Below are 26,826 nucleotides of genomic sequence, written 5' to 3' on the forward strand. Positions count from 1 at the left end.
CCCGGGATCACCCCCGATAAAGCGCGTCGAGCCGCTCGCCGTAGACGGTGCGGATGACGTGCCGGCGGATCTTGAGGCTCGGCGTCAGCTGCTCATTCTCGATCGTGAAGGGTTCGTCGGCGAGCACGAAGCGGCGGATGCGCTCGGTGACCGACAGGTCCCTGTTCACGCGTTCGACCGCATGGCCGATCGCAGTGCGATATTCGCTGTTCTCCGCGAGCCGCTCGAACTTGCAGGCGGTGCCGTTCGCCGCGCACCATTCCTGCGTCCATTCGGGGTCGGGCACGATCAGCGCGACCATATAGGGGCGGCGGTCGCCGTAGATCATCGCCTGGACGATCTCGGGCTGGAGCGTCAGCATGCCCTCGACCTTCTGCGGCGCGACATTCTCGCCCTTGTCGTTGATGATGAGGTCTTTCTTGCGATCGGTGATGGCGATGCGGCCCGCCGCGTCGATCTCGCCGATGTCGCCGGTGTGGAGCCAGCCGTCGCGCAGCACGCGCGCCGTCTCCGCCTCGTTGCGCCAATAGCCGTGCATCACCAGCTCGCCGCGCACCAGGATCTCGCCGTCGGGGGCGATCCGCACCTCGGTATCGGCGAGCGGCGGACCGACCGAATCCATGCGGATGCCGACCTTGGGCCGGTTGCACGAGATCACCGGCGCCGCCTCGGTCTGGCCATAGCCCTGCAGGAAGGTGACGCCCAGCGACTGGAAGAATAGCCCGACCTCCGGATTGAGCGGCGCGCCGCCCGACACCATCGCCTTCATCCGCCCGCCGAACCGTTTGGCGATCTTGGGCTTGAACAGGGTGCGGACCAGCAATTGCGCCGGCCGGTCGGCGAGGCGCAGTCCGCCCGCATTCTCGCGCGCGCCGAGTTCGAGCGCTTTCGCGAGCAGATAGGCCGCCATGCCGCCCTGTTTCTCGATCGCCTTGCTGATCCGCGTCCGCAGCACCTCGAACAATCGCGGCACGACGAACATGATCGTCGGCCGCACCTCCTCGATATTGGCGGCGAGCTTGTCGAGGCCTTCGGCGTAATAGATCTGCCCGCCGAGCGCGATCGGGAAATGCTGGCCGCCGGTATGCTCATAGGCGTGGCTGAGCGGCAGGAAGGACAGGAATACCTCGTCCTCCCAGCCGAAATCCTCGGCGATCAGCGCGGCGCAGCCCTTGGCGTTGTGCAGGATCGCGCCGTGATGCTGCATCACCCCGCGCGGCGCGCCGCCGGTGCCGCTGGTGTAGATGATGCAGGCGAGATCGTCGCGGCGGAAGGTCGCGCGCGCCGCGGCATCGGCGGGGTCGGTCGGATGGTCGGCGATCAGCCGGTGCCAGTCGTGGAAGTCGATCCCCGACGGCGCACGCATCGGATCGATGCCGATCACCGTCTGCCCCTGGTTCGAGCGGAGCACCGCGGTGAGCACGGTCTTCGCCAGCTTGTCGGTCGACACGATAGCGCCGCAGGCGCCCGAATCGGTGATGATATGCGCGTGATCGCGCTCGGTATTGGTGATGTAGGTCGGCACGGTGATGCAGCCGGCCGCCATGATCGCGAGATCGCTGATACACCATTCGGGGCGGTTCTCGCTGACCAGCATCACCCGGTCCCCCGGCTTCATCCCCGCTGCGGTCAGCCCCGCGGCGAGGCTGGCGACCTGCCGCGCCGCCTCGGCCCAGCTCGTCGCGACCCAGACGCCGTCGCGCTTGGCCCAGAGGAAGGGGGCGTCGCCCTTCTCCTTCGCCCGTGTGAAGAACATCGTGACGAGGTTGGGAAAATGCTCGAGGCTGCGCATGATCTCTCCTGTCGCGCCGGTCTTGCGCCGGCGACGGTTATTCGGACGGGCGGTTGGCGACCGGCGCGGCGCGGGTGGGATCGCTGACGCGGCCGTCCTCGCCGATCGCGACGCCTTCGCTGCGCGGATCGGCGGCGCCGACCCAGCGCCCGCCGACCCATTCGATCGCATTGGCCTTGAGCCCCATCGGCGCGACCTCGGTCCGCTCGCCGAGCGCGGCGAGCGCGGGTTGCAGCGTGGCGGCGGCGGTGCCGGTCTCCAGCGTCGCGACCGGGCCGGGCGCGTAGACGAGGCCGAGCGCGATCGCCTCCTGCGCGGACAGGTGCCAGTCGAGCACGCCGACCAGCGCCTTGGCGATCTGCGCGATGATCGTCGATCCGCCCGCCGCGCCGATCGCCAGCCGCACCTTGCCGCTGGCGTCGTAGACGATCGTCGGCGCCATCGAACTGCGCGGCCGCTTGCCGCCCTCGACGCGATTGGCGACGAGATAGCCGGCGTCGACCGGCACGATATCGAAATCGGTCAGCTCGTTGTTGAGCACCGTGCCGTCGACGACCAGCCCCGATCCGAACGGCCCCTCGACCGTCGTCGTCACCTCGACGACGTTGCCAGCGCGATCGGCGACGGCGAGATCGGTGGTGCCGGCGACCTCGCTGACCGGCGCCGGCGTGCGCGGCGGCGCGCCGCGCGGCGTGCCGGCGGTGACGGTGGCGAGCGTCCGGTCGGGGGCGATCAGTGCGGAGCGCGCGGCAAGATAGGCGGGATCGAGCAGCCCGGCGACCGGCACGCGGACGAAATCGGGGTCGCCGACGTAGAGGTTGCGATCGGCATAAGCGAGGCGCGAGCTTTCCGCGAACAGGTGCCAGGCGACCGGCGAGTCCTTGCCGAGCCGGGTCATGTCGAACCGTTCGAGCTGCTTGAGGATCATCAGCACGGTGATGCCGCCCGACGACGGCGGTCCCATGCCGCAAATCCGGTAGCTGCGGTACGGCACGCAGACCTCGGGACGCGGCTTGGCGTCGTAGCTGGCGAGATCGCCGGTGGTCATCTGCGACGGGTTGCGCGCCGCGCCGTTGACCGCCGCGACGAGCTTGGCGGCCTGTGGCCCGACGTAGAAGCTGTCGGGTCCATGCGCCGCGATACGGGTGAGCAGCGCCGCCTGCGCCGGATTGCGGACGATGCCGTCGGCGCCGACGGCGAAGGTCGCGCGTGCCTCCGGCGTCAGATGGCCGCCGTAGGAGGCGACCGAATTGGTGAAGCGCGGGCTGGCGCGGAAACCGTCGCGCGCCAGCCGGATCGCCGGCTGGAACAGCCGCGCCCAGGGCAGCTTGCCCGACTGGCGATGCGCCAGCGCCATGCCGCGCAGCGCGCCCGGCACGCCGACGCTGCGTCCGCCCGGCACCGCATCGGCATGGCTGAGCGGCACGCCGTCCGGTCCGAAGAACCAGTGCGGGGTCGCTGCGGCAGGCGCGGCCTCGCGCGCGTCGATCGTCGTGACCCGGCCGGTGCGGGCGGCGTGGCTGACCCAGAAGCTGCCGCCGCCGATGCCGGAGCTCTGCGGCTCGACGACGTTGAGCGCGAGCATCGTCGCGATCGCCGCGTCGGTGGCGCTGCCGCCCGCCTTGAGGATCTCGACACCGGCGGCGGCGGCGCGCGGATCGGCGGCGCTGACCATGCCGGCTGCCGGGGCCGACGCGGGGGTCTTGGCCAACGCCGGTGCGCTGGCGGCGGCGAGCAAGAGGGCGATCAGGGTCTTCATCGCGGCAAAGCCTAGCGGCTGGTCCGGGGAGGGCAAGCGTTAGCCCGCCGCGGCGGCGACATCGGCGAAGCCGTCGCGGGCGAGCAGGTGGTCGAGATCGCGCAGGATCGTCCGCGCCAGCCCCGGTCCGTGATAGACCAGCGCCGAATAGAGCTGCACCAGCCGCGCGCCGGCGCGGATGCGCGCATAGGCCTCGGCACCGCTGTCGATCCCGCCCGCGGCGATCAGCGCGATGTTGCCGCCGGTCGCGCTGCGCAGGTCGACGAGCCGCTGGCGGGCGAGCGGCGCGAGCGGCGCACCCGACAGGCCGCCGCTTTCGCCGGCGTGCGGCGCCCGCAGCGGCGGACGCGAGATGGTGGTGTTGCCGAGGATGATCGCGTCGAGCCGATGGCCGATCGCGGCGCGGGCGATGCCGTCGAGCGCGGCGGTATCGAGATCGGGGGCGATCTTGAGGAACAGCGGCGTCGCCCCCCGCGCCGCGGTGCAGGCGGCGAGCAGATCGTCGAGCGCCGCACCATGCTGCAGATCGCGCAGGCCCGGCGTGTTGGGCGAGGAGATGTTGATCGTCACATAGTCGGCGATCGGCGCGGCGGCGGTGACGCCGGCGACATAATCGGCGATCCGGTCGGCGGCATCCTTGTTGGCGCCGACGTTGATGCCGAGCCGCCCGGCGCCTCGCGAGGCGGTGCGGGCGCGCGCCAGTCCCGCTTCGAGGCCGCCGTTGTTGAAGCCCATGCGGTTGATCACCGCGCGATCGGCGACCAGCCGGAACAAGCGCGGGCGGGGATTGCCCGCCTGCGCCACCGGGGTGAGCGTGCCGATCTCGACTGCGCCGAAGCCGAAGCCGAACAGTCCGTCGATCGCCACCCCGTCCTTGTCGAGCCCCGCCGCGACGCCGAGCGGATTGGCGAAGGCGAGCCCGCCGATGCGGGTGGCGAGCCGCGGGCTGTGCCGCGGGGCGGGGAAGGGCAGCTTCGCCCGCACCGCCAGCGCCTTGAGCGTCAATGCATGCGCCCGTTCGGCATCGAGGGCGAAGAGCAGCGGGCGGAGGGCATAGGACATGCTGCGCCCATCGCATTGCGCGCGGCGGAAATCAAAGCTGGCGCGCGCCGCGCGGATGGTGGCCCGGCGGACACGGCGCAAACCTCAGCATTGTGTCTCCCGCCGATGTTGGCGGGTGGCGGACCCGCTGGCGCCAATGGCTGGATCGCAGGGGTTCGCGCGTCTGTATCCCCGTCTTCGCGGGGATACAGAAGGAGAGAATGACAGGTGCGGAAGGTCGGACCAGCGTCGGATAACCCGTCTCCCCGCTTGACCCGGCCGCGCAAAACCCTATCTGGCAATCGGATCGAATTGATCCGATTTGCGAGACATTCGCAACAAACCGTTCGGAGCCGATGCGACTTTCCAGCCTTGCCGACTATGCGGTCGTGATGATGTCTGCCGCCGCGCGCCATTGCGGCGGCGTGGCGCGGCTCAACGCGACGGTGCTCGCCGAGGAGACCGGCGTGCCGCTGCCGACCGCACAGAAGCTGGTCAGCCGCCTTTCGTCGGCCGGCCTGATCGAAAGCACGCGCGGCACGGGCGGCGGGTTCCGGCTGGCCCGGCCGGCGGCGGCGATCAGCCTTGCCGACATCATCGAGGCGGTCGAGGGACCGATCCAGATGACCGCCTGCGTCGAGGGCAATCGCCACGAATGCGGGCTGGAGGGCAATTGTCTCGTCCGACCACATTGGAGCATCGTCAACGAAGCGGTGCGCGGCGCGCTCGCCAACGTCACGCTCGCACGGCTTGCCCGTGCGCCGATCCACGATCCGATCCCAGACCCCATTCCCGCTCCGTTGAGCGAACAGGTGTAATCATGGCGACCAAGAACGCAGAGGCCTATGCGGCCGTCTCCAAGACCTACGAATGGGGCTTCACGTCCGATATCGAACAGGACTTCGCCCCCAAGGGGCTGAGCGAGGACACGGTCCGCTACATCAGCGCCAAGAAGAACGAGCCCGAATGGATGCTCGACTGGCGTCTGAAGGCGTTCCGGCTGTGGCAGACGATGGAGGCGCCGGATTGGGCCAAGCTCAACGTGCCGCCGATCGACTATCAGGACGCCTATTATTACGCCGAGCCCAAGGCGAAGCCGAAGCTCGGCAGCCTCGACGAGGTCGATCCCGAGATCCTGCGCGTCTACGAGAAGCTCGGCATCCCGCTCGAGGAGCAGAAGATGCTCGCCGGGGTCGAGGACGGCAGCGCGCCCAAGCGCCGCGTCGCGGTCGATGCGGTGTTCGACAGCGTCTCGGTCGCCACCACCTTCCGCAAGGAGCTGGAGGCGGCGGGCGTCATCTTCCGCTCGATCAGCGAGGCGATCCGCGAATATCCCGATCTGGTCCGCAAGTGGCTGGGCAAGGTGGTGCCGCAGCGCGACAATTACTTCGCGACGCTCAACTCGGCGGTCTTCAGCGACGGTACCTTCGTCTACATTCCGGAGGGCGTGCGCTGCCCGATGGAGCTGTCGACCTATTTCCGCATCAACGCGGAGAATACCGGCCAGTTCGAGCGGACGCTGATCGTCGCCGACAAGGGCGCCTACGTCTCCTACCTCGAAGGCTGCACCGCGCCGATGCGCGACGAGAACCAGCTGCACGCCGCGGTCGTCGAACTGGTCGCGCTCGACGATGCCGAGATCAAATATTCGACCGTCCAGAACTGGTATCCCGGCGACGAGAACGGCGTCGGCGGCATCTACAATTTCGTCACCAAGCGCGCGCTCTGCCAGGGCAGGAACAGCAAGGTGTCGTGGACGCAGGTCGAGACCGGCAGCGCGATCACCTGGAAATATCCGAGCTGCGTGCTCGCCGGCGAGAACAGCGTCGGCGAATTCTATTCGGTGGCGGTGACCAACAACCGCCAGCAGGCGGATACCGGCACCAAGATGATCCACCTCGGCAAGGGCTCGCGTTCGACGATCGTGTCGAAGGGGATTTCGGCGGGGCGGTCGGACAATACCTATCGCGGGCTGGTCCGCGTCGGCCCGACCGCGGAGAATGTCCGCAACTTCACGCAGTGCGATTCGCTGCTGCTTGGTGATCAGTGCGGCGCGCATACCGTACCCTATATCGAGGTGAAGAACCCCTCGGCGCAGATCGAGCATGAGGCGACGACGTCGAAGATCAGCGAGGACCAGCTCTTCTATGCGATGTCGCGCGGGCTCGACCAGGAAGCCGCAGTGGCGCTGATCGTCAACGGCTTCGCGCGCGAGGTCTTGCAGCAGCTGCCGATGGAATTCGCGGTCGAGGCGCAGAAGCTGCTCGGGATCAGCCTTGAGGGTAGTGTGGGTTAAGGAACAAGCTCCGCCTCCTTGAGGGGAGGGGCTTTAAGGAAGAATGATGCTCAAAATCGAAAACCTCCACGCCGAGATCGACGGCAAGGAAATCCTCAAGGGCCTGACGCTCGAGGTCAATGCCGGCGAGATCCATGCGATCATGGGCCCCAACGGCGCGGGCAAGTCGACGCTCGGCTATGTGCTCGGCGGGCGGCCCGGCTATGAGGTGACGGCGGGGTCGATCACCTTTGACGGGCAGGACCTGCTCGCGCTCGAACCGCACGAGCGTGCCGCTGCCGGCGTGTTCCTCGGCTTCCAATATCCGGTCGAGATCCCCGGCGTCAGCAACGTCCAGTTCCTGCGCGAGGCGCTCAACGCGCAGCGCGGCGTGCGCGGCGAGGCGCCCTTGTCGGGCGGCGAGTTCCTCAAGCTCGCGCGCAGCGAGGCGGCCAAGCTCGACATGGATGCCGAGATGCTCAAGCGTCCGGTCAACGTCGGCTTCTCGGGTGGTGAGAAGAAGCGCAACGAGATGGTGCAGATGGGCGTCGTCGACCCCAAGTTCGCGATCCTCGACGAGACCGACAGCGGGCTCGACATCGACGCGCTGCGCATCGTCGGCGACGGCATCAACCGGATCATGCGCGCGCCCGACAAGGCGGTGCTGCTCATCACCCATTACCAGCGGCTGCTCGACTATGTGCGGCCGGACGTCGTGCACGTCCTCGCCGACGGGCGGATCGTCCGCTCGGGCGGCGCGGAGCTGGCGCATGAGCTGGAGCGCGAGGGTTACGCGGGGGTGGCGGCGTGATGAATCACGCGGTGGTGCGGCGGTGCGAAGAGGGTAGGGCACCTGACCTGTCCTCTGGTGCCTTCGAGACGGTTTGTGCTCGCGCGGAGGCGCGGAGGCGCGGCGATGGCGTCGGCGGAGCAGTGCTCCCGTCGATCATCGCCAGCGATCTGGATAAGGCGCTGCCGAGTACGAAAACGGTCAGCGCCGCAGGCAACGATACCTTGTCTTCCTCTCTGCTCCGCGCCTCCGCGCCTCCGCGCGGACACAAACCTCCATGTCTTCGCGTCTTCGCGCCGTCGCGTGAACCCCATCAGCGAGCCGCCGCATGACCACCGTTCTCGATCTCCCCACCAGCCGCGACGAGGCGTTCCGCTGGGCGGACATGGCCGGCCTGCAAGCCGCGCGCGACCTGCCGGTCGCCGCGCCCCGACTGCCTGAGCCTATTCTGACCGACGCCGCGCGGCTGGTGTTCGTCGATGGCCAGCTCGACCGGCAGGCGAGCACGCCCGGCGATCTCGCGATCACCCCTGCGTCGATCAGCAGCGATCATCGACTCGCCCGCCATGCCGCGGGCGAGGGCCATGCGATCACGCTCGCGCCGCGTTCGGTGACGCGGCTGGAGATCGCGCGCGTCAACGCCGGCGGGGACGGGCAGACGCCGCTCGTCATCACGCTCGGCGAGGATGCCGTGCTGACGCTGGTCGAGAGTTTCACCGGGGCCGGGTGGAGCAACACGCTGACCCGCTTCGATCTCGGCGAGGGCGCGCGGGTGATGCGCGCGGTGCGGATCGTCCAGGACGCCGGCTTCGTCTCGACCCGCGACGAGGTGATGATTGCGCAGGCGGCGAGCTTCGTCTCGGTCGCGCTCGGCGCCACCGCGGCGGGGACGCGGCTCGACGCGGCGCTGACGCTCAACGGCGAAGGCGCCTATGCCGAGCTGGGTGGCGCGCTGCTCACCCGCGACGAGCAGCGGCAGGAATGTGCGGTGCGCGTCCGCCATGCCCATCCCAACGGCCAGTCGCACCAATTGTGGCGCGCGGTCGCGGCGGAACGGTCGACGGTCAGCCTCGCCGCCGCGGTGGAAGTGGCGCGCGACGCGCAGAAGACCGATGGCGAGCAGTCGCTGCGCGGCCTGCTGCTGCACCGCACCGCGACGGTCAACCTCAAGCCCGAGCTGGAGATCTTCGCCGACGACGTCAAATGCGCGCATGGCGCCACGGTCGGCGAGCTCGATGCCCGCGCGCTCTTCTACATGCAGAGCCGCGGCATTTCGGCCGGGCGCGCCAAGGCGCTGCTGACCCGTGCCTTCGTCGCCGATGCGATTGACCGGATCGGCGACGAGGGCGTGCGCGCGGTGTTCGCGGCGGATGCCGATACGTGGCTGGAGCGGACGTTATGAGCGACGAGACCCGCGAGGCCCCGCTCGATCGCGTCGCCGACTTCCCCGCCATCCCCGACGGCTGGGCCTATCTCGACACCGCCGCGACCGCGCAGAAGCCGCAGGTCGTGATCGATGCGATCGCGCGCGCCTATGGCGAGACCTATGCCACCGTCCACCGCGGCGTCTATCAGCGCTCGGCCGATATGACGCGCGCCTATGAGGCGGCGCGGAACAGCGTCGCGCGCTTCATCGGTGCGGGCACGCCCGACGAGATCGTGTTCGTGCGCGGCGCGACCGAGGCGATCAACCTCGTCGCGCACAGCTGGGCGGCGACGCAGCTCAAGCCGGGCGATCGCATCCTGCTGTCGATGCTCGAACATCACAGCAATATCGTGCCGTGGCAGATGGCGGCGGAGCGCGTCGGCGCGGCGATCGACGTCGTGCCGCTGACCGCGGATCATCGCATCGATCTCGACGCGATGGCGCGGATGCTCACCCCGCAGCACAAGATGGTGGCGCTCGCGCACGTCTCGAACGTGCTCGGCTCGGTGCTCGACGCGCGCCGCGCGACCGAGCTGGCGCATGATGTCGGTGCCAAGATCCTGCTCGACGGCTGTCAGGCGGTGCCGCGGATCGCGGTCGACGTCGCGGCGATCGGTTGCGACTTCTACGTCTTCTCGGGGCACAAACTCTACGGCCCGACCGGGATCGGCGTGCTCTGGGGGCGGGCCGAGCTGCTCGCACAGATGCCGCCCTATCAGGGCGGCGGATCGATGATCGACCGGGTGAGCTTCGCCAAGACCACCTATGCGCCGCCGCCGGGGCGGTTCGAGGCGGGGACGCCGCATATCGTCGGTGCGCTCGGCATCGCCGCGGCGATCGACTATGTCGAGGGCATCGGCCTCGCCGCGATCCACGCGCATGAGACCGCGCTGGTCCGCGACGCCCGCGCGGCGCTCGGCGCGATCAACTCGGTGCGATTGTTCGGGCCGGAGGACAGCGCCGGCATCGTCAGTTTCGCGATTGAGGGGGTGCATCCGCACGACGTCGGCACCATCTTGGACGAGGAGCGGGTGGCGATCCGCGCCGGCCATCATTGCGCGCAGCCGCTGATGGAGGTGCTGGGTGTCGATGCGACCGCCCGCGCCAGCTTCGCGGTCTATAACGGGCCGCGCGATATCGAGGCGCTGGTACGCGGCGTCGAACGGGTGACGAGGATATTCGGATGAGCGATACAATCCGTATCGAGGAAGTGGACGCGGTGGCGCCGGCGCCGCGCGCACGGGTCGACGAGGCGGTCGAGCCCGCGCCGCGGACGCGCGACTATCTCAGCGGCTTCCTGCAGCAGCAAACGCAGACCGATGCGCCAGGCGAGCCCGGCGGCGCGCTCTACGAGGCGGTGATCGACGCGCTCAAGGAAATCTACGACCCCGAGATTCCGGTCAACATCTACGATCTCGGGCTGATCTACGGGGTCGAGGTCGCCGACGGCGGTCAGGCGGTGGTGACGATGACGCTGACCACGCCGCATTGCCCGGTCGCCGAATCGATGCCCGCCGAGGTCGAGATGCGCGTCGCCGCGGTGCCGGGGATCGCCTTCGCCGACGTCAATCTGGTCTGGGACCCGCCCTGGGACCCGCAGAAGATGTCGGACGAGGCCAAGCTCGAATTGGGGATGCTGTGATGGCGACGACGCTGCGCCAGCGGCCCGCGCCGCTGATCCTCACCGCCACCGCCGACGCCCGCATCGCCGATCTGATGGCGCGCGCGCCCGACGGCGCGATCGGCGTCAAGCTGTCGACGCCGCGGCGCGGCTGTTCGGGCCTCGCTTATTCGGTCGACTATGTCACCGAGGCCAAGCCGTTCGACGAGCGGATCGAGACGCCGGGCGGCGTGCTCTACGTCGACGGCGGGTCGATCCTGTATCTGGTCGGATCGACGATGGACTGGGTCGAGGACGATTTCACCGCCGGCTTCGTGTTCAACAATCCCAATGCCAAGGGCGCCTGCGGGTGCGGGGAGAGTTTCACGGTCTGAGGGGGGTAGGATCAGGCTTGGATCGCCGGCGTGTCGTCTCGTCGGGTTATGCGATCTGAGCTTTGCCAAAACTTTGTGGAAGCACAGCCTGACCTCTCTACGCCCCACCCCGGCGGAGGCCGGGGTCCAGCTGGGCGGAGCTTCGGGAAGACTCGCCACGATCTCCCAACTGGACCCGGGCCTTCGCCGGATTGGTGCCCGTATCCGAGAGGCCTTGCAGCGTAACTGAGACTACCGCGACGCCCTCAGCCCGGACATCGCGACGATCCGCAGACGCGCCGCCGGTCCGCCCCAACCGACGCCGCCCTACAGCGTCCGCTCGTAGACATTGTATACCTTGTTGACCTTGCTATCGATCGTCTCGGCGATCGAGCGCATCCCCTGATTGTCGTCGAGGATCCAGCCGATCTCGCCGCGGCTCGCGCCATAATGTTCGACCGAGGCGCGGCGGATATATTCGATCATCATGAAGGCGAGCTGGCTCGCCATGCGCGATGCCTGCAATTCCTTGACCACGCCCATCAGCGGCACGCGCATCGTCCGCACCTTGGGCTTGCGCAGCCAGAGCAACAGCTTGGCCCAGCCGAACGGCAGCAGCGAACCGTTCAGCGGCTTGATCGGCTCGTTGAGGTCGGGAAGGGTGATCATGAACGCGACCGGCTTGCCGTCGAGCTCGGCGATGCGGATCAGGTCGTTGAACACGATCGGCTTGAGCTTGACGCCGACGTCCTTGATCTCGGGCGGGGTGAGCGGCACGAAGCCCCAATTGTCACTCCACGCGTCGTTGAGGATCGACAGGATGATCGCCGCCTCCTCCTCGAACTTGCGCTTGTCGACCTCGCGCACGACGATGCGCGGATTGTTCTCGCCCGAGCGGATAATCCGCTTGACGATGGGCGGGAATTCCTGGGTGATGTCGAGTTCGTAGGTGAACAGCTGCTTGATCTGGCGATAGCCGGCGCGTTCGATCCAGCCCTGATATTCGGGCTTGGCATGGCCCATCATCACCGTCGGCGAATGGTCGAAACCCTGGACGAGCAGGCCGGGCTCTTCCCAGATCGACTGCGAGATCGGGCCGAGCGCGCGCGTCATCCCCTGATCGCGCAGCCAGCCCTCCGCCGTGGCGAGCAAAGCGGTGAAGATGTCCTCACGCTCGGCCTCCATCAGCCCCCATTGGCCGACGCCGGGACCGAAGCCCTGATCGGCGGGCATGGTCAGCGCCAGCGTGTCGATATGCGCGGAAATCCGGCCGACGATGCGGCCGCCCTCCCGCGCGAGGAACAGTTGCGCCTTGGCATGGCTGTACCAGCCGTTCTTCTCCGGCGTGATCAGGCCGAGCGCCTCGCCCTTGAGCGGCGGTACCCAGGCGGGATCATCCTTGTACAGACGGAACGGCAGGTCGACGAACGCCTTGCGCTCGCTCTTGGTCGTGACGGGCGTGATCGTCAGGTCGCTCAATTGGGCCTCCCATTTTGGCATGCGATCTAGCACGCCAACACCGGTTGGCGAGTGACCTTTCCGTCATCAGTGATCGAGAGGTTCCACCGTTGCGGAGCAGCCGGCGTCTGGGAATGCCACGCTGTCGCCACTATCTTGGGGCAATGGACCACGCCATGGAATCCTCGCTGACCCTCTCCCGCGCCCCCGTCGCCGAGGCGACGGACCGTATGCCGCGACTGCGCATCGCCGACGACAAGGCGATGCTGCGCGCCGCCGCCGAGGCGACGCGCGACCTGATCGCACCGCGCCCGGCGATCTACTGGGCCGATCTGATCGCCTCGGTCGTCGTCGGTTACGGCGCGCTGGCCGCGGCGGTGACGCTGCGGCAGACCGGCTGGGTGGTGTTCGCCGCGGTGGTGGCAGCGCTTGCCCTGTATCGCGCGCTGAGCTTCATCCACGAAGTCAGCCATATGAAGCACAGCACCGTGCCCTATTTCCGTGGCGCCTGGAATGTGTTGGTCGGCGTGCCGATGCTCACGCCGAGCTTCATGTACGAAGGCGTGCACAACCTGCATCACGCCAAGACGCGCTACGGCACATCGGAGGATCCCGAATATCTGCCGCTCGCGCTGATGAAGCCGTGGACGCTGCCGGCGTTCGTGGTGATCTCGGCGCTGGCGCCGCTCGGTCTTTTGATCCGCTTCGCCATCCTGTCGCCGGTCTCCTTGCTGTCGCCGAAGCTGCGCACGATCGTCCGCGAGCGCTATTCGGCGCTCGCGATCAACCCGCAGTTCCGCCGCCGCGCGCCGGAAGGCGACGCTCTGACCCTGTGGAATCGCACCGAAGCGGCGGCGAGCTCTTGGGCGATCGCGGTGGTCGTGCTGACCGCGACCGGCGTCTTCCCGCTGCGCAGCGTCGCGATCGCGCTGGCGATCGGTGCGGGCGTCGCGGTGGTCAATCAGGTGCGGACGCTGGTCGCGCATCTGTGGGAGAATGACGGCGAGCCGATGTCAGTGACCGCGCAATATCTCGACTCGGTCAACGTGCCGCCGCCCGCGCTGCTGCCGGCTCTGTGGGCACCGGTCGGGCTGCGCTATCATGCGCTGCACCATCTGCTGCCGAGCCTGCCCTATCATGCGCTCGGCGAGGCGCATCGCCGGATCGGTGCGGCGGTCGAACAGGGTTCGCCTTATCACAAGGCGAGCTATGCCGGGCTGCCGGGGCTGGTGAACAAGATCGTGCGGAGTACGTTCCAGTCTCGCTAGACTAGATCAGGCGCCCGTTCCGGCGGGATCATGGGGGGCGTGTGATGGGGATTGCGGCCATTCTGATGATGATCGCGGCGGCGAACGGTACGCCGGCCGCAGTGCCGCCGGGCACGGTGACGGTCATCGTCGTTCCCGACGGCGACGAACATGCCGCCGACGCGCCTGCTTATGCCGAAGCGGTCGACGCCGTCTTCAACGCCGCCAATTATCTCGTCCTGCCGGCCACCGGGCCGAGCCGATACCGCGCCCATGTCGCAGTCGATCGGGAGGCGCGCGGTCTGGTCGGCGCACCCGCGACGACGAAGAAGGCGGATGCGGCGATGGCCAATTGGGGCGGCGGCATCTCGATCGCGCTGCCGACCGCGAAACAGGATCTGCGCGCGCTGATCGTGACGCGGATGACGATCACCCTGTCCGACTGGCGCAGCGGCAAGACGCTGTGGACGGGCAGCGCCGTCACCGCGCAGGTGGGTGGCACCGCCGCCAATGCCCCGGCGACCGTCGGCGGCAAGCTCGCCACCGCGCTGGTCGCCCGGATGCCGGCGGCCCTGCCCGAGCCGCTCTCGGTCCCCTGAGCTATTCCTCGGTGCGGATCAGCACCGCTTCACCGATCAGCAGGAACAGCAGGAACGGCGCCCAGGCGGCGAGGAACGGCGGATAGGCGCCGAGATTGCCCATCGCGATCGCGAAATTGTCGGCGACGAAATAGGCGAAGCCCAAGGCGACGCCGATCACCGCGCGCAGGAAGAGCTGTCCCGAACGCGCGATGCCGAACGCCGCGACCGCGCCGAGCAGCGGCATCAGCACCGCCGACAGCGGGCTGGAGAATTTGTGCCACCACGTCCCTTCGAGCGACTTGGTCGGCCGGCCGGCGTCGCGCAGGTCGCCGATCGCCGCGCGCAACGCGACGACGTCGAGCCCGTCCGGGTTGACCGCGCCGAGCGTGAACTGATCGGGCCGGACGCCCGGCGCGACCTTGACCGTGCCGAGGGTGGTGAGCTTGCCGGTGGCGACGTCGAACCGCGTCGTCGGCGCGATCGCCCAGCCGTCGCCGGCATGACGCCCCCGCGGCGCGCGGAAGATCGCGACCAGCTCGCCGCCGGTCCGGTCGTAGACGGTGATGTTGCCGAGCTGCGTCGTCTCGCCACGGCCGCGCACCTGCTGCACGGCGATCAGATCGTCGCCGTCGCGCACCCAGACGTTGCTGCGGTCGCCGCGATCGATCGGCAGCGCGCCGTAATTGGCGTCCTTCCACTGGTCGAGCGTCGCGGTGGCGCGGGTGACGATGCGTTCGTTGAACGTGAAGCTGATCGCCGCCACGCCGAGGCTGGCGACGAGCAGCGGCGCGATGATCTGATGCGCCGACAGGCCGCCCGCCTTGAGCGCGATCACCTCGCTGTTCTGGTTCATCGTGAAGAAGGTGGCGATCGTGCCGAGCAGCACCGAGAAGGGCAGCAGGAAGCTGATGATCTGCGGCGCGCGTAGCCCGACATATTGCCAGACCTGATCCTGCGTATTGCCCGGATGCGCGAGGATCGCGCCGGATTCGCCGAGCAGATCGAGCGTCTGCAGGATCAGCCACAAAGCGGCGAGCAGGCCGAAGGTCCGCACCAGGAACAATCGCGCCATGTAGAGCGAGATGGTGCGCGAGGGGAAGAAGCCGCTCATGCCGCCTGCTCCGCCTTGCGGCGACGCCCGGGCAGATAGCGCGTCACCAGCTTGAACGTCTTGGAGAAGGCGCGTTCGAGCGCGCCGATCGGCTGGCCGCCGGGGACATAGGCGATCTGATAGTACATCCAGATGATGATCGCCGCGAAGATACAGAAGGGCACCCAGAGCGCGATCAGCGGATCGATGCGGCCAAGCTCGCCGATCGACGCGGCATATTCGTTCACCTTGTGATAGGCGACGATCATCACGATCGCGAGGAACGCGCCGAACCCCGAGGTCGATCGCTTCGCCGGCACGCCGAGCGCCACCGCCAGCAGCGGCAGCAGGAACATCGTCGCCACCTCGACGAGGCGGAAGTGATATTCCGAGCGGCTGCTGTCGCGCTGCTCCGCGCTCTGCGCGCCATGGCCGAGCTTGGCGAGCTCGGGCAATGTGAATTCGAGGTTGCGACCGCCGCGCTGGCGGAAATTCTCGTAGCGCGGCAGCGGGATCGGCAGGTCGTGCGAGGTGAAGGTGAGGACGCGCGGTACGGTGAAATTGGGTGCCTTGTGGACAAGGGTGCCATTGGTCAGGCGGAAGATGATCGTATTGGGATCGTCGGTGGCGAGGAACTGGCCGCTGCGCGCGGTGACCGAATAGCTCGTGCCCTTGTCGTTGTAATAGACGAAGATGCCGTCGAGCTTGCGGCCCTTGTCATGGCTCTGCTCGATGCGCAGCGTCATGCGGTCGCCAAAATGGGTGAACTCGCCGACCTTGATCGAGGCGCCGAGCGCACCGGTGCGCAGCTCGAAGCGCAGCTGTTCGTAATAATAGCGCGCCTTGGGCTGGACGAAGCCGACGATGGCGATGTTGAGCGCCGCCAGCACGATCGCATACATGAATGGCACGCGCAGCATCCGCGTATAGCTCACGCCCACCGCGCGCAGCACGTCGAGTTCCGAATTGCTCGCCAGCCGGCGGAAGGCGAGCAGGATGCCGAGCAGCAGGCCGATCGGGATGCCGAGCCCGAGATATTCGGGCAGCAGATTGGCGAGCATCCGCCAGACGACGCTGACCGGCCCGCCTTCGGTGGCGACGAAGACGAACAGGCGCTGGATACGGTCGAGCACCAGCAGCATGGCGGCGATGGTCAGCGTCGAGAACAACGGCAACGCGATCAGCCGGGCCATGTAGCGGTCGAGAGAGGTCATGCGGTGGAGGGCTCGCGCCGGGGCAGGGAAGCGCCGGTATAGGGGCGAGGGCGGGGCGCGTCAGCTAAAATTCCGGTGCGTCACTCGGCGGCTAGCGCCTGCGGCGGGGCAGGGCGATCGGCGGCGAGCGCGGTGGCGATCGCGCGTTCGAGGCCGCTCAGCGTGAAGGGTTTGCGCAGCACCGGATGACGGCCGAATTCGGCGGCATTGGCCTCGCCCGCGAAGCCCGTGACGAACAGCACCGCGACGTGCGGATAGCGCGGACCGAGCGCGGCGATCATCTCCGGTCCGGTCTGTCCTGGCATCAGCACGTCGGAGATGATGAGATCGACGTCCGCCTCCGCGGCGAGCATCGCCGCCGCCTTGGCGGGCGCGTCGCAGGGGATCGGCGCATGGCCGAGTTCCTCCAGCGCCGCCATGGTCGCGGCGAGCACGCGCGGATCGTCCTCGACGACGAGGACGCGGCGCGCGCCGGTCGCCGCCACCGCCGCGGGCGCCGCATCGGGCTGCACCATCGCCGTGGCGGTGCCGGCGTCGCGCGGCAAGTAGAGGGTGACGGTGGTGCCGCGGCCGATCGCGGTATCGATGACGATGCCGCCGTGCAGCTGGCGGACCAGCCCGAAGATCTGGCTGAGGCCGAGGCCGGTGCCCTTGCCCGGTGCCTTGGTGGTGAAGAAGGGTTCGTAGACGTGTTCGAGCACCTCGGGCGTCATGCCGACGCCGGTGTCGGTTACCGCGATCGTCACATAGTCGCCCGCGCAGCAATCATCGACATGATCGTCGGCCAGTGTCGCCGCGCCGGTGGTGATGACCATCTCGCCGCGGCCGTTCATCGCATCGCGCGCATTGACCGCGAGGTTGAGCACCGCATTTTCCAACTGGACGCGATCGGCGAGGATGCGCCAGCCCTGCGCCTCGTCGCGCACCACCACGGTAATCGCGTCGCCGAGCGTCCGGTCGATCAGGTCCGACATGCCCGAGACCAGCGCCGCGGCGGCGATCGGTTCGGGCTTGAGCGATTCCTCGCGACTGAAGGCGAGCAACCGCCGGGTCAGCGCCGCGGCGCGATTGGCGCCGTCGGTCGCATTGTCGAGGTGCCGCATCACCGCGCCGGCATCCTGCCCGGCGGCGGCACGGCGGGCGAGTTCCAGCCCGCCGAGAACGACCGCGAGCATATTGTTGAAATCATGCGCGATGCCGCCGGTGAGCTGGCCGACCGCATCCATCTTCTGAATCTGGCGGACCTTGGCCTCCTGGACGCGCAGGTCATCGGTCGCCTGCTGCACCGCCACCGCGAGCGTTTCGGCGCGCAGCCGCTCGGCATCGGCCTCGGCGCGGGCGAGCGCGCGTTCGCCGACCGCGTGCAGCGTAAACCAGCCGAGCACCAGCGCCCCGACGACGATCAGCACGCCGAAGATCGCCAGCACGCCGGCGATGCGGCTCGACCGGTCGACGGTGCGCATCGCATCGGCGGTGCGCTGGTCGAGCAAGGCGCGTTCGCGGGCGATGATCTGGTCGAGCGTCGCATCGATCGCGGCGAGCGTCGGCGACTGGCGCGCCTTGTAATAACGGGCGAGTGCCTGGCTGTTCTGGCCGTAGGTGGTGCTGAGTGCGGTCAGCGACAGTTCCTCGCCGCGCTGCTGGAAGGCGGTGCGCAGTTGCTGGACGCGCGCGCTCTGTTCGGGCGTGTCGCTGGTCAGCCGTTCGAGCCGGCCGAGCTGCGACCCGGCCAACCGCCATTGGTCGAAATAGAGCTGGCCCAGCTCCTTTTCCGCCTTGCCGCTGATGACATAGCGACCGAGCGACGCCTCCGACCGGGCGATCGTCCCCGATACGGTGCGCGCGAGGATCATCACGTCATAGCTGTGCGCCTGCGCCTGCAACGCATGGTCGCGCTGGCGATTGGCGAGGCCGAGCGTGACGATCAACGCGACGAGCACCGCCGCGCCGAGCAGACCCATCACGACGAGCGTGATCGTCCGCCACGTCGCGTCGCCCTCCAGGGTCCCGGTTGGGACCGTTTCGGCATCGTCACGAGTCACGCGGGCCACGCTAGTCGGTTTCGCCGCGGCGGAAAAGCCGCCGGGCGGACCTAAGCGTGCGTTTGGGAATGCGCCCATGGCGCATCGGACGGTGCCGGCCCGCTCCTCCACCCGGCCTCCCCTCAAGGATACATTGTGGGAGGCCGGGTGGGGGAGCGGGCCGGCACCGCCTGAAATTGGCTCTTCCGCCAATTTCCAATGGATGTCCTAAGCGATCGGATCAGCCGATCGCGCCGACCGCCTCTCCCGCCGCGCGGAAGGCGGCGAGCACGCGGTCGAGCTGCGCGGGCTGATGCTCGGCACAGAGCGAACAGCGCAGCAGGAAGGTGCCGGCAGGCGTCGCGGGCGGGCGCGCCATGTTGACGTAGACGCCGCCGTGGAGCAGCGCCTGCCACATCGTCACCGCCTGTTCCTGGTCGTCGAGGATCACCGCGACGATCGCGCTGTCGGGTGCCTCGGTACCGAGCCGGAACCCCATCGCCTTGAGTCCGCCGTGCAGCTGACGCGCATTCGCCCAGAGCTGGGCGCGCTTGTCGTGCGCGGTCATCAGCTTGCGGATCGACGCCGCGGCGGTGGCGACGACCGACGGCGGCAGCGAGGCGGTGAAGATATAGGGGCGGCAGGCGAGGCGGATCGCCTCGAACTTGGGGTGGTTCGACACGCAGAAGCCGCCGACGGTGCCGACCGACTTGGAGAAGGTGCCGACGACGAAATCGACGTCGCCCTCCAGCCCCTGCGCTTCGTAGACGCCGCGGCCGTTGGGGCCGTAGAAACCCATCGAATGCGCCTCGTCGCTCAGCACCATCGCGCCGTGCTTCTTGGCGACCGCGACCATCTCCTTGAGCGGCGCGACGTCGCCGAGCATCGAATAGACGCCCTCGAGCACGACGAGCTTGCCCGCCTCCTTGGGCAGGCGGCCGAGCCGTTTGTCGAGGTCCTCGACGCTATTGTGGCGGAAGCGGACGATCTCGGCATTGCCTTGCTTGCAGCCGTCGTAGATCGAGGCGTGGCTGTCGGCGTCGAGGATGACATATTCGCCCTTGCCGACCAGCGTCGAGATCATGCCGAGATTGGCCATATAGCCGGTCGAGAAGACGATCGCGCCCGACACGCCGTAGAAGTCGCGCAGCGCCTGCTCGGCGTCCATATGGTCGCGGAAGGTGCCGTTGAGCATGCGGCTGCCGTTGGTGCCCGAGCCGAAGCGGCGCAGCGCGTCTTCCCCCGCGGCGAGCACGTCGGGGTCGAAGGTCATGCCCATGTAATTGTAGGTGCCGAGCAGGATCGTGTCGCGCCCGGCGATCACCGCCTCGGTCGGGCTCTTCACCTGCTCCATGACGATCGCGAACGGATCGGTGACGCCGGTGTCGATCAGCGCCTGCCGCTCGGCGATCAGCGCGTCGAACTTGCTCATCAGGTCGCGCTCGGGCGCGACCGGGGCGGGATCGAGGTCGAGCGATTCGGGCTGCAATCCGGTCTCGGTCATCGTCAGCCCCGCAGCTTGGCGACGGCGTCGGCGAGCTGGCCGACATTCTCGATCTCGGCCTGCATGTTCATCGTGATGATGATGTCGAACTCGTCCTCGATCGCCGCGACGAAGTCCATCACGGTGAGGCTGTCCCATTCGAGATCGCCCTGGAAGGTGGTCGCCTCGGTCAGCGCGACCTGCTTCTTGTTGAACGGTTCGATCTGAGCCTTGATCGTGTCGAGGATCTGGGTGCGGTCGGTCATCATGCTATCCTGGATGCCGCGCAAATGCGGCAGGGTTGCGGCGCTATAGCAATCCGTTGGCGCGATACCATCGTGCCGTTGCGGCGAGTCCGTCGTCGGTGGCGGTGGCCGGCGTCCACAGGTCGGCGGGCGGGCGCAGCGGCGCGCGCGCGGTCCAGTCGTCGTGGACGAGATAGCCGACGCGATCGGCGGTGAGCTTGGCGCCGTCGCCGCGCAGCGCCCGGTCGAGCCGCGCGCCGAGGCGCAGCACGGCGGCGGGCAGGTGCAGCGCGCGCACGCGGCGGCGGCCGACCGCGCGGCCGATCGCCTGCGCCAGCGCGGCGTGGGTCAGCGTCCGCCCGTCATCGACCTCGTAGATCGCCGGCGGCACCTCGCGCGTCGCCAGCGTCAGCAGCAGTTGCGCGAGGTCGGCGACCGCGACCAGCGCCACCTTGCCGGGCGGCGGCAGCAGCGCGATGCCGAGCCGCGCGGCGCGGAACAGGTCGCGCATCTCCATGTCGCCGGGTCCGTAGACGCCGCTCGGCCGGACGATGCTCCAGGCGAGCGGGCTGGCGGTGACGAGCGCCTCCGCCTCCGCCTTCGACCAGCCGTAGAGCGACAGCGCCGGCTCGCGGGCCGACAGCGACGAGACGTGGACGAAGCGGCGGATGCCCGCCCGCTCGGTCGCGGCGAGCATCGCGCGGGTGCCGTCGATATTGCCGGCGACGAAGCCGGCGCGGGTCGGCGCGCTTACCACTCCGGCGACGTGGACGACCGCCCCGGCGCCGTCGACCAGCGCGGCGAGGCTGTCGGGCCGGTCGAGCGCGCCGTCGATCCAGGTGACGCCATCACGGTCGGGCTGCGGCCGCCGGGTGAGCGCGCGCACCTGATGACCGGCGGCGATCGCCTGATCGAGCAGCGTTTGGCCGACGAAGCCGGTCGCGCCGGTGAGGGCGAGCGTGGTCATCGCGTCGACACCGGCGGGTTTCCGCCTGGTGCGATGTGGGGAAAGATCAGAGTTGCGCGCATGCTCCGGGTGCTCCGGCGCAGGCGGGAGGTTCGGGTTTGCAGGTACAGTGTGGGGTGTTTCGGTCGGGTCTGAGCGGTTCGCCCGCGTGCAATCTTGGCAGCGTTTGCAGCCTTTGACTTCCACCCACCACCCCGGCGCAGGCCGGGGTCCAGTCGGGTGAAGTGCCGCAAGACGTTCGGGCGATCTCCCACCTGGACCAGGGCCTGCGCCGTGGTGGTGCAGGGAGGTTGAATGAGAAGTCGCTCGCGGCGGACCACCGTCCCGGCCCGAGCATCACGGTCGCGGCTATGCCCGCGCATCACCGCAGCGTGAATCGACCAAACGGCGATCCCCATCACAGCAGCGCCAGATGGTTGCGATGCACCAGCGCCGCGCGCGGGGCATAGCCGAGCAGCGCCGCCTGCTCGTCGGAGCGGGTGCCGAGCAGGCGCAGCGCCTCGTCGGCGGCATATTCGGACAGGCCGCGCGCGATCGTGCCGTCGGGTCCCTCGATCGTCACCAGGTCGCCACGCGCGAACTTGCCCTCGATCCGCGTCGCCCCTGCGGCGAGCAGGCTGCCCCCCGCGGCCAATGCCCGCGCCGCGCCGGCATCGACATGGATGCAGCCGCGCGAGGTCAGCCCGCCGGCGAGCCACGCCTTGCGCGCCGGTGCAATGCGGTCGGCGACGAACAGCGTATGCCGCGCCGCATCGCCGAGCGGATGATCGCGCCGCCCGCTGGCGATGGCGAGATGCGCGCCGGCGCCGGTGGCGATCCGCGCCGCGGCGATCTTCGACACCATGCCGCCCGATCCCATGCCGGACGCCGAGCCGCGATCGGCCATGCCGGCGACCGCATCGATCTGCTCGACGCGCGCGATATGCCGCGCCTCGGGATGGGTGTGGGGATTGGCGTCGTACAGCCCGTCGACGTCGGAGAGCAGCACCACGCCCTGCGCACCCGCCGCCTGCGCGATCCGCGCCGCGAGCCGGTCGTTGTCGCCGAAGCGGATCTCTTCGGTGGCGACGCTGTCATTCTCGTTGACCACCGGGATCACGCCGAGCCCGAGCAGGCGGCCGAGCGTCGCCGCGGCGTTGAGATAGCGGCGGCGGTCCTCGAGATCGTCGAGCGTCACCAGCATCTGCGCGGCGGTGAGGCCATGACCGGCGAGCAGCTCGGCCCAGGTCTGGCTCAGCGCGATCTGCCCGGTCGCCGCCGCCGCCTGCGCATCCTCCAGGCTGGCGCGTCCGCCCCTGGCGAGTCCCAGCCGCCGCGCACCGAGCGCGATCGCGCCCGACGAGACGATCACCAGCTGCTGCCCCGCCGCCGCCCGCGCGGCGAGATCGGCGACCAGCGTCGCCAGCCAGTCGCGCCGCACCGCGCCGTCGGGAGCGACGAGCAACGCCGATCCGACCTTGACGATCAGCCGCGGGCAGGTGGCGGGAGGAAAGAGGTCCATCGCGGGCGTCTAGCCGGGCAGGGTCACACCGGCGACCAGCTGATCTCGTCCTCGCCCTCGTCCTGATCGGATACGGCCTCGGCGCTGGGGCCGATCACCTCGAGCAGGCGGTCGAGCACCCAGTCGACGCCCGTCCCCGCCGCGCCCGACAGCGGAATGACGTCGGCACCGCTCTCCTCGGCGAGTTCGGCGGACAAGGCTGCGATCAGCTCGTCGTCGAGCATGTCGATCTTGTTGAGCGCGACGATATGCGGTTTGTCGACCAGCCCGCCGCCATAGGCCTCGAGCTCCTCGCGGACGATACGGTAGCTGTCGGCGACATCGGCATCATTGGCGTCGACCAGATGCAGCAGCACGCGGCAGCGTTCGATATGGCCGAGGAAGCGGTCGCCGATGCCGGCGCCGTCCGCCGCGCCCTCGATCAGGCCGGGGATGTCGGCGATGACGAACTCGCGGCCGTGATGGCGCACGACGCCGAGCTGCGGGCGGGTGGTGGTGAAGGCATATTCGCCGACCTTCGCCTGCGCATTGGTCACCGCATTGATGAAGGTCGACTTGCCGGCATTGGGCAGGCCGACCAGCCCGGCGTCGGCGAGCAGCTTGAGCCGCAGCCACACCCACGCTTCCTCGCTCGGCCAGCCGGTGCCGTGCTGGCGCGGCGCGCGATTGGTCGACGTCTTGTAGCTGGCATTGCCGCGACCGCCGTCGCCGCCGCGCAGGAACACCTCGCGCTGGCCGACGCGGGTGAAGTCGAGCAGCACCTCGTCCTTGTCTTCCGACAGGACCTGCGTGCCGACCGGCACCTTGATGACGAGATCGTCGCCGCCGCCGCCGGTGCGGTTGCTGCCCGATCCGCCGCTGCCGCGCGGTGCCCGGAAATGCTGCGTGTAGCGGAAGTCGATCAGCGTATTGAGGCCGGCCACCGCCTCGAAGATGATGTCGCCGCCCTTGCCGCCGTTGCCGCCGTCAGGACCGCCATATTCGATGAACTTTTCGCGCCGGAAGCTGACCGCACCGGGGCCGCCCGAGCCGGAGCGGACGAAGATCTTGGCCTGATCGAGAAAATGCATGACGCCTCTTTAGCGTCCCCGGCGCAGACGGCCAGCCCCGCGACCCGCGAGACGATGGAGATCAGTGGCATCGCGCCGCGCCGGGGAGTAGATTGGACGGGTGACGATGCCGACCGAGTCCCTGTCCGATACGATTTCCGACCGGCTCGGCTGGCAGCGTGTGTTCAGCGTCGTCGATCTCGCCGAGCATGAGCGCCACGCGTGCTGGTGCGATACCGCCGGCATCGCGTCCCGCTTCGAGACGATTCCGGAAGAGCCGTTCGCGGCGACGCTGGCGCGGCTCGATCTCGGCACGATCGGGATCAGCCAGGCGCGCTTCACCGCGCAGACCTGGACGCGATCCGGTCAGGGCATCGCCCGCGACGATTGCGACGACCTGGTCGTCAACGTCCGCCACCGCGGCGGCGCGGTCGGCGATATGGCGGGACGCAATGTCGTCGCACCGGCGGGATCGGTGGTGATGGTCGATCTCGCGCAGACGCAGCGGCATCGTTCGGATGCATCGGACACGAGCGGCTTCGTCCTGCCGCGCGCGGTCGCCGAGCAATTGCTGCCGACCAGCGTCAGGCGGCTGCACGGCCATGTCGTCGCGCCCGACCATGCCGCTCTGCTCGTCTCGCACCTCGCCGCGTTGCGCCAGAGCGCGCACCACCTGCCGGCGAGCAGCGGCCCGGCGCTGGCGCAGACGGTGCTCGACCTGTTCGCGATCGGCGTCGCCGCCAGCCTCGGCAGCGTGACGAGCGACGCGGGGCGGCGCGACCGTGGGCTGCGCGTCGCCCTGTGCGATGCGATCGACCGGCATCTCGGATCGCCCTCGCTCAACACCGCGCGGCTGAGCCGGATGCTCGGCGTGTCGCGCTCGACACTCTACCGGCTGTTGCAGGACGAAGGCGGCGTGCAGGCCTATATCCGCAACCGGCGGCTGGCGCGCGTCGCCGCGCAATTGCGCATCGAGGCGGAGCGGGCGACGATCGCGACGCTCGCCGAACGCTGGGGCTTTTGCGATGCCGCCTATCTCGGCCGGGCGTTCCGCGAGGTCTATGGCATGACTCCCGGCGACTATCGCGCGCTGCACGGCGGCTGAACGGCGGTGATCGCCGGCCGGCCGCGACCCCCATCGCGTGCCGGCCGGCGATCCCGCACGGGCGGAACCTGGAGTTTCCGTCCGCCGGTACATCCTCCCCGTGGCGATCCGCTCCGCGGCGGTCGCCTTCTCCGACCGGAATCGCGCCGCGGGGAAGGGGCCTCCGACCGGCTCCGTCCCGCACCGCGACCGGTCCGAGTCGTTGCTCCTACCCCGCGCCGGCGCGCGACAGCAGGGGGCGGAGCATTGCCACCGTGCCAGCGACCATTGCGTCCGTCTCAGTCGGGTGTCGCCTGCGCGAGCAGGCTGGCGGCGCAGGCGCGCGCGGTGTCGCGCGGCAGGCCGAGCGCGCGCGCCATCGCCGCGCCGAGCAGGGCGTCGCCGAGCGCGAGCAGCACCAGTTGCAGCGTCTCGGCACCGATCGGCCGCCCGGCGGGCTCGACCCCCGCGGCGAGATCGTCGACCAGATCGTGAACCGCGGCGAGGATCGGATCGAGCGCGTCGCGATTGCCCGACAGGATCATCCAGCTCGCCAGCGCCCCCGCGCCGCCGCCGTCGAAGGCGTCGAACACCAGATCGACCAGTCGGCGCGGATCGGGCGGCGCGCTGCTGTCCCGCAGCACCGCGTCGCGGATCGTCGCGGTGATGTCGGTCGTCATCCGGCCGATCAGGGCAAGCTGCAATCCCTCCGCCGAGCCGAAATGGTGGAGCAGATTGGCATGGGTGCGACCGATCCGCGCCGCCACTGCCTTCAGCGTCACCGCCGGCGGCCCCGATTCGATCAGCAGCGCCTGCGCCGCGGCGAGCGCGGCATCGCGGCTGGCGGCGGGGGACAGGCGGCGGGGGGTTGCGCTGAGCACGGCGGGCACCTACTAACATTCATGTAAATAACGGGCGTCTGCCCGGTTTTGGAGGTTTGCATGGCAAAAGCAACCACGCCGGACGATCTGGTCATCACCCCGCGCGACCGCCGCTTCGGCCGCGGCACGCGGATGGCGCGCTGGTGGCTCAACGGCGATCCGATCGCCACCGCCTTCTACAATGCGCTGTCAGTGACCTTCCCCAAGGGCGAGGGCTATTTCGTCGACAGCGTGCGCCGCTTCCGCGACGGCACGCCGCCCAAACTCACCGCCGAGATCAACGCCTTCATCAAGCAGGAGGTGCTGCACACGCGCGAGCATGTCGCCTTCAACCGCCATGTCACCGATCAGGGCTATGACGTCCGGCCGCTCGACCGCGACGTCGACGCCGCGCTGGCGCTGACCAGGGACCGGCCGGCGATCGCCAGCCTTGCCGCGACCACCGCGCTCGAACATTTCACCGCGATGCTCGCGCACGAACTGATCGCCGATCCGCGCCATCTCGCCGGCGGCGAGGCGCAGGCCAAGGCGCTGTGGCTGTGGCACGCCGCCGAGGAGATCGAGCATAAGGGCGTCGCCTACGACACCTGGCTGCACGCGACGCGCGACTGGCCGCGCTTCCGGCGCTGGCGGGTCAAGGCGCTGGTAATGCTCGTCACCACCTGGCGGTTTGTCACCGGGCGGACGCGCGGGATGCTCGAATTGCTGCGTCAGGACGGATTGCACGGCCCGCGCGTCTGGGCGCGGCTCGCTTGGTATGCGTTCGGCAATCCCGGCATGGCGCGCAAGGTAGCGGGTGTCTGGGCCGCCTATTTCCTCCCCGGCTTCCACCCGTGGCGGCATGACGATCGCGCGCTGATCGGGCTGGCGGAGAGCGATTACGAGGCGGCGGTGATGCCGCGCCCGGCGTAGCGGGTTCCGCTGTCGGGCAAGTCGCCGCTAGAACGA

The 26,826-nt window shown here is 69.1% G+C and carries 24 protein-coding genes; 11 read left to right on the forward strand and 13 right to left on the reverse strand.

The features are described from left to right. Nucleotides 1-7: 7 nt before the first annotated feature. The 3 genes from V8201_RS04280 to V8201_RS04290 are packed head-to-tail and all read right to left on the reverse strand — an operon-like array spanning nt 8 to nt 4,613. Nucleotides 8-1,792 carry an AMP-dependent synthetase/ligase gene (locus tag V8201_RS04280; protein WP_336544566.1) on the reverse strand — a complete coding sequence of 595 codons (1,785 nt, stop codon included), beginning with the start codon at nt 1,790-1,792 and terminating at the stop codon, nt 8-10. Between the two features lie 37 nt (nt 1,793-1,829). Next, on the reverse strand, nt 1,830-3,551 hold the full coding sequence (gene ggt / locus V8201_RS04285; RefSeq protein WP_373276458.1) for a gamma-glutamyltransferase: 1,722 nt from the start codon (nt 3,549-3,551) through the stop codon (nt 1,830-1,832). A 39-nt stretch (nt 3,552-3,590) separates the two neighbouring features. Then, complete coding sequence (locus V8201_RS04290) at nt 3,591-4,613, reverse strand: quinone-dependent dihydroorotate dehydrogenase (RefSeq protein ID WP_336544567.1); 1,023 nt, start codon at nt 4,611-4,613, stop codon at nt 3,591-3,593. A gap of 335 nt (nt 4,614-4,948) precedes the next feature. On the opposite strand from V8201_RS04290, the gene V8201_RS04295 reads away from it, so the two are divergent. The 7 genes from V8201_RS04295 (at nt 4,949) to V8201_RS04325 (ending at nt 11,078) form a co-directional block, all read left to right on the forward strand. Then, nucleotides 4,949-5,410: an SUF system Fe-S cluster assembly regulator gene (locus V8201_RS04295; protein WP_051583454.1), complete on the forward strand. Its 462-nt coding sequence runs from the start codon at nt 4,949-4,951 to the stop codon at nt 5,408-5,410. A 2-nt stretch (nt 5,411-5,412) separates the two neighbouring features. Then, a complete protein-coding gene (gene sufB, locus V8201_RS04300; RefSeq protein WP_037534581.1) occupies nt 5,413-6,888 on the forward strand; it encodes a Fe-S cluster assembly protein SufB in 1,476 nt (491 codons plus the stop codon). A gap of 46 nt (nt 6,889-6,934) precedes the next feature. Beyond that, entirely contained in the window at nt 6,935-7,678 is a 744-nt protein-coding gene (gene sufC, locus V8201_RS04305) for a Fe-S cluster assembly ATPase SufC (RefSeq protein ID WP_271300236.1), read from the forward strand. Between the two features lie 307 nt (nt 7,679-7,985). After that, the gene (locus V8201_RS04310) at nt 7,986-9,059 is read left to right on the forward strand and encodes a SufD family Fe-S cluster assembly protein (RefSeq protein ID WP_336544568.1); all 1,074 of its coding nucleotides are present in this window, start codon (nt 7,986-7,988) and stop codon (nt 9,057-9,059) included. Further along, entirely contained in the window at nt 9,056-10,270 is a 1,215-nt protein-coding gene (locus V8201_RS04315; protein WP_336544569.1) for an aminotransferase class V-fold PLP-dependent enzyme, read from the forward strand. The genes V8201_RS04310 and V8201_RS04315 overlap by 4 nt, the downstream gene beginning before the upstream one ends. Further along, entirely contained in the window at nt 10,267-10,725 is a 459-nt protein-coding gene (locus V8201_RS04320; RefSeq protein ID WP_336544570.1) for an SUF system Fe-S cluster assembly protein, read from the forward strand. The genes V8201_RS04315 and V8201_RS04320 overlap by 4 nt, the downstream gene beginning before the upstream one ends. Continuing rightward, entirely contained in the window at nt 10,725-11,078 is a 354-nt protein-coding gene (locus V8201_RS04325; RefSeq protein ID WP_037534573.1) for a HesB/IscA family protein, read from the forward strand. Before V8201_RS04320 ends, V8201_RS04325 begins: the two co-directional genes overlap by 1 nt. 306 nt (nt 11,079-11,384) lie before the next feature. On the opposite strand, the gene V8201_RS04330 is transcribed toward V8201_RS04325, so the two are convergent. Next, nucleotides 11,385-12,557 carry an N-acetyltransferase gene (locus tag V8201_RS04330; RefSeq protein WP_373276459.1) on the reverse strand — a complete coding sequence of 391 codons (1,173 nt, stop codon included), beginning with the start codon at nt 12,555-12,557 and terminating at the stop codon, nt 11,385-11,387. 134 nt (nt 12,558-12,691) lie between these two features. On the opposite strand from V8201_RS04330, the gene V8201_RS04335 reads away from it, so the two are divergent. Beyond that, nucleotides 12,692-13,783: a fatty acid desaturase family protein gene (locus V8201_RS04335; RefSeq protein WP_336544572.1), complete on the forward strand. Its 1,092-nt coding sequence runs from the start codon at nt 12,692-12,694 to the stop codon at nt 13,781-13,783. A gap of 44 nt (nt 13,784-13,827) precedes the next feature. After that, nucleotides 13,828-14,361, forward strand: a complete 534-nt coding sequence (locus V8201_RS04340; protein WP_336544573.1) for a hypothetical protein — start codon at nt 13,828-13,830, stop codon at nt 14,359-14,361. Nucleotide 14,362: 1 nt separating this feature from the next. Here V8201_RS04340 and lptG read toward each other — a convergent pair whose 3' ends face one another. From lptG to obgE, 8 genes are all read right to left on the reverse strand, one after another. Next, nucleotides 14,363-15,454 (reverse strand): LPS export ABC transporter permease LptG, encoded by a 1,092-nt coding sequence (gene lptG, locus V8201_RS04345; protein ID WP_037534566.1) that lies wholly within the window; start codon nt 15,452-15,454, stop codon nt 14,363-14,365. Further along, nucleotides 15,451-16,647: an LPS export ABC transporter permease LptF gene (gene lptF, locus V8201_RS04350; RefSeq protein ID WP_271300242.1), complete on the reverse strand. Its 1,197-nt coding sequence runs from the start codon at nt 16,645-16,647 to the stop codon at nt 15,451-15,453. Before lptF ends, lptG begins: the two co-directional genes overlap by 4 nt. 80 nt (nt 16,648-16,727) lie before the next feature. Next, complete coding sequence (locus V8201_RS04355; RefSeq protein ID WP_373276464.1) at nt 16,728-18,689, reverse strand: ATP-binding protein; 1,962 nt, start codon at nt 18,687-18,689, stop codon at nt 16,728-16,730. 220 nt (nt 18,690-18,909) lie between these two features. After that, nucleotides 18,910-20,172 carry a serine palmitoyltransferase gene (gene spt, locus V8201_RS04360; protein WP_336544574.1) on the reverse strand — a complete coding sequence of 421 codons (1,263 nt, stop codon included), beginning with the start codon at nt 20,170-20,172 and terminating at the stop codon, nt 18,910-18,912. A gap of 2 nt (nt 20,173-20,174) precedes the next feature. Next, nucleotides 20,175-20,417 (reverse strand): acyl carrier protein, encoded by a 243-nt coding sequence (locus V8201_RS04365; RefSeq protein ID WP_037534764.1) that lies wholly within the window; start codon nt 20,415-20,417, stop codon nt 20,175-20,177. Nucleotides 20,418-20,460: 43 nt separating this feature from the next. Further along, entirely contained in the window at nt 20,461-21,363 is a 903-nt protein-coding gene (locus V8201_RS04370) for an SDR family oxidoreductase (RefSeq protein WP_336544575.1), read from the reverse strand. A gap of 397 nt (nt 21,364-21,760) precedes the next feature. Next, nucleotides 21,761-22,864: a glutamate 5-kinase gene (gene proB / locus V8201_RS04375; RefSeq protein ID WP_037534559.1), complete on the reverse strand. Its 1,104-nt coding sequence runs from the start codon at nt 22,862-22,864 to the stop codon at nt 21,761-21,763. Nucleotides 22,865-22,887: 23 nt separating this feature from the next. Further along, on the reverse strand, nt 22,888-23,934 hold the full coding sequence (gene obgE, locus V8201_RS04380) for a GTPase ObgE (RefSeq protein ID WP_037534557.1): 1,047 nt from the start codon (nt 23,932-23,934) through the stop codon (nt 22,888-22,890). 106 nt (nt 23,935-24,040) lie between these two features. Between obgE and V8201_RS04385 the strand changes: the two genes are divergently transcribed. Then, nucleotides 24,041-25,018: a helix-turn-helix domain-containing protein gene (locus tag V8201_RS04385; RefSeq protein ID WP_336544576.1), complete on the forward strand. Its 978-nt coding sequence runs from the start codon at nt 24,041-24,043 to the stop codon at nt 25,016-25,018. A 278-nt stretch (nt 25,019-25,296) separates the two neighbouring features. Here V8201_RS04385 and V8201_RS04390 read toward each other — a convergent pair whose 3' ends face one another. Next, nucleotides 25,297-25,878 (reverse strand): TetR/AcrR family transcriptional regulator, encoded by a 582-nt coding sequence (locus V8201_RS04390; protein WP_336544577.1) that lies wholly within the window; start codon nt 25,876-25,878, stop codon nt 25,297-25,299. Between the two features lie 60 nt (nt 25,879-25,938). Here V8201_RS04390 and V8201_RS04395 point away from each other — a divergent pair, with 60 nt between their 5' ends. Then, on the forward strand, nt 25,939-26,790 hold the full coding sequence (locus V8201_RS04395) for a metal-dependent hydrolase (protein WP_037534554.1): 852 nt from the start codon (nt 25,939-25,941) through the stop codon (nt 26,788-26,790). Nucleotides 26,791-26,826: the final 36 nt, after the last annotated feature.

The organism is Sphingomonas kyungheensis (genome assembly GCF_037120395.1).
Classification (GTDB): domain Bacteria; phylum Pseudomonadota; class Alphaproteobacteria; order Sphingomonadales; family Sphingomonadaceae; genus Sphingomonas; species Sphingomonas kyungheensis.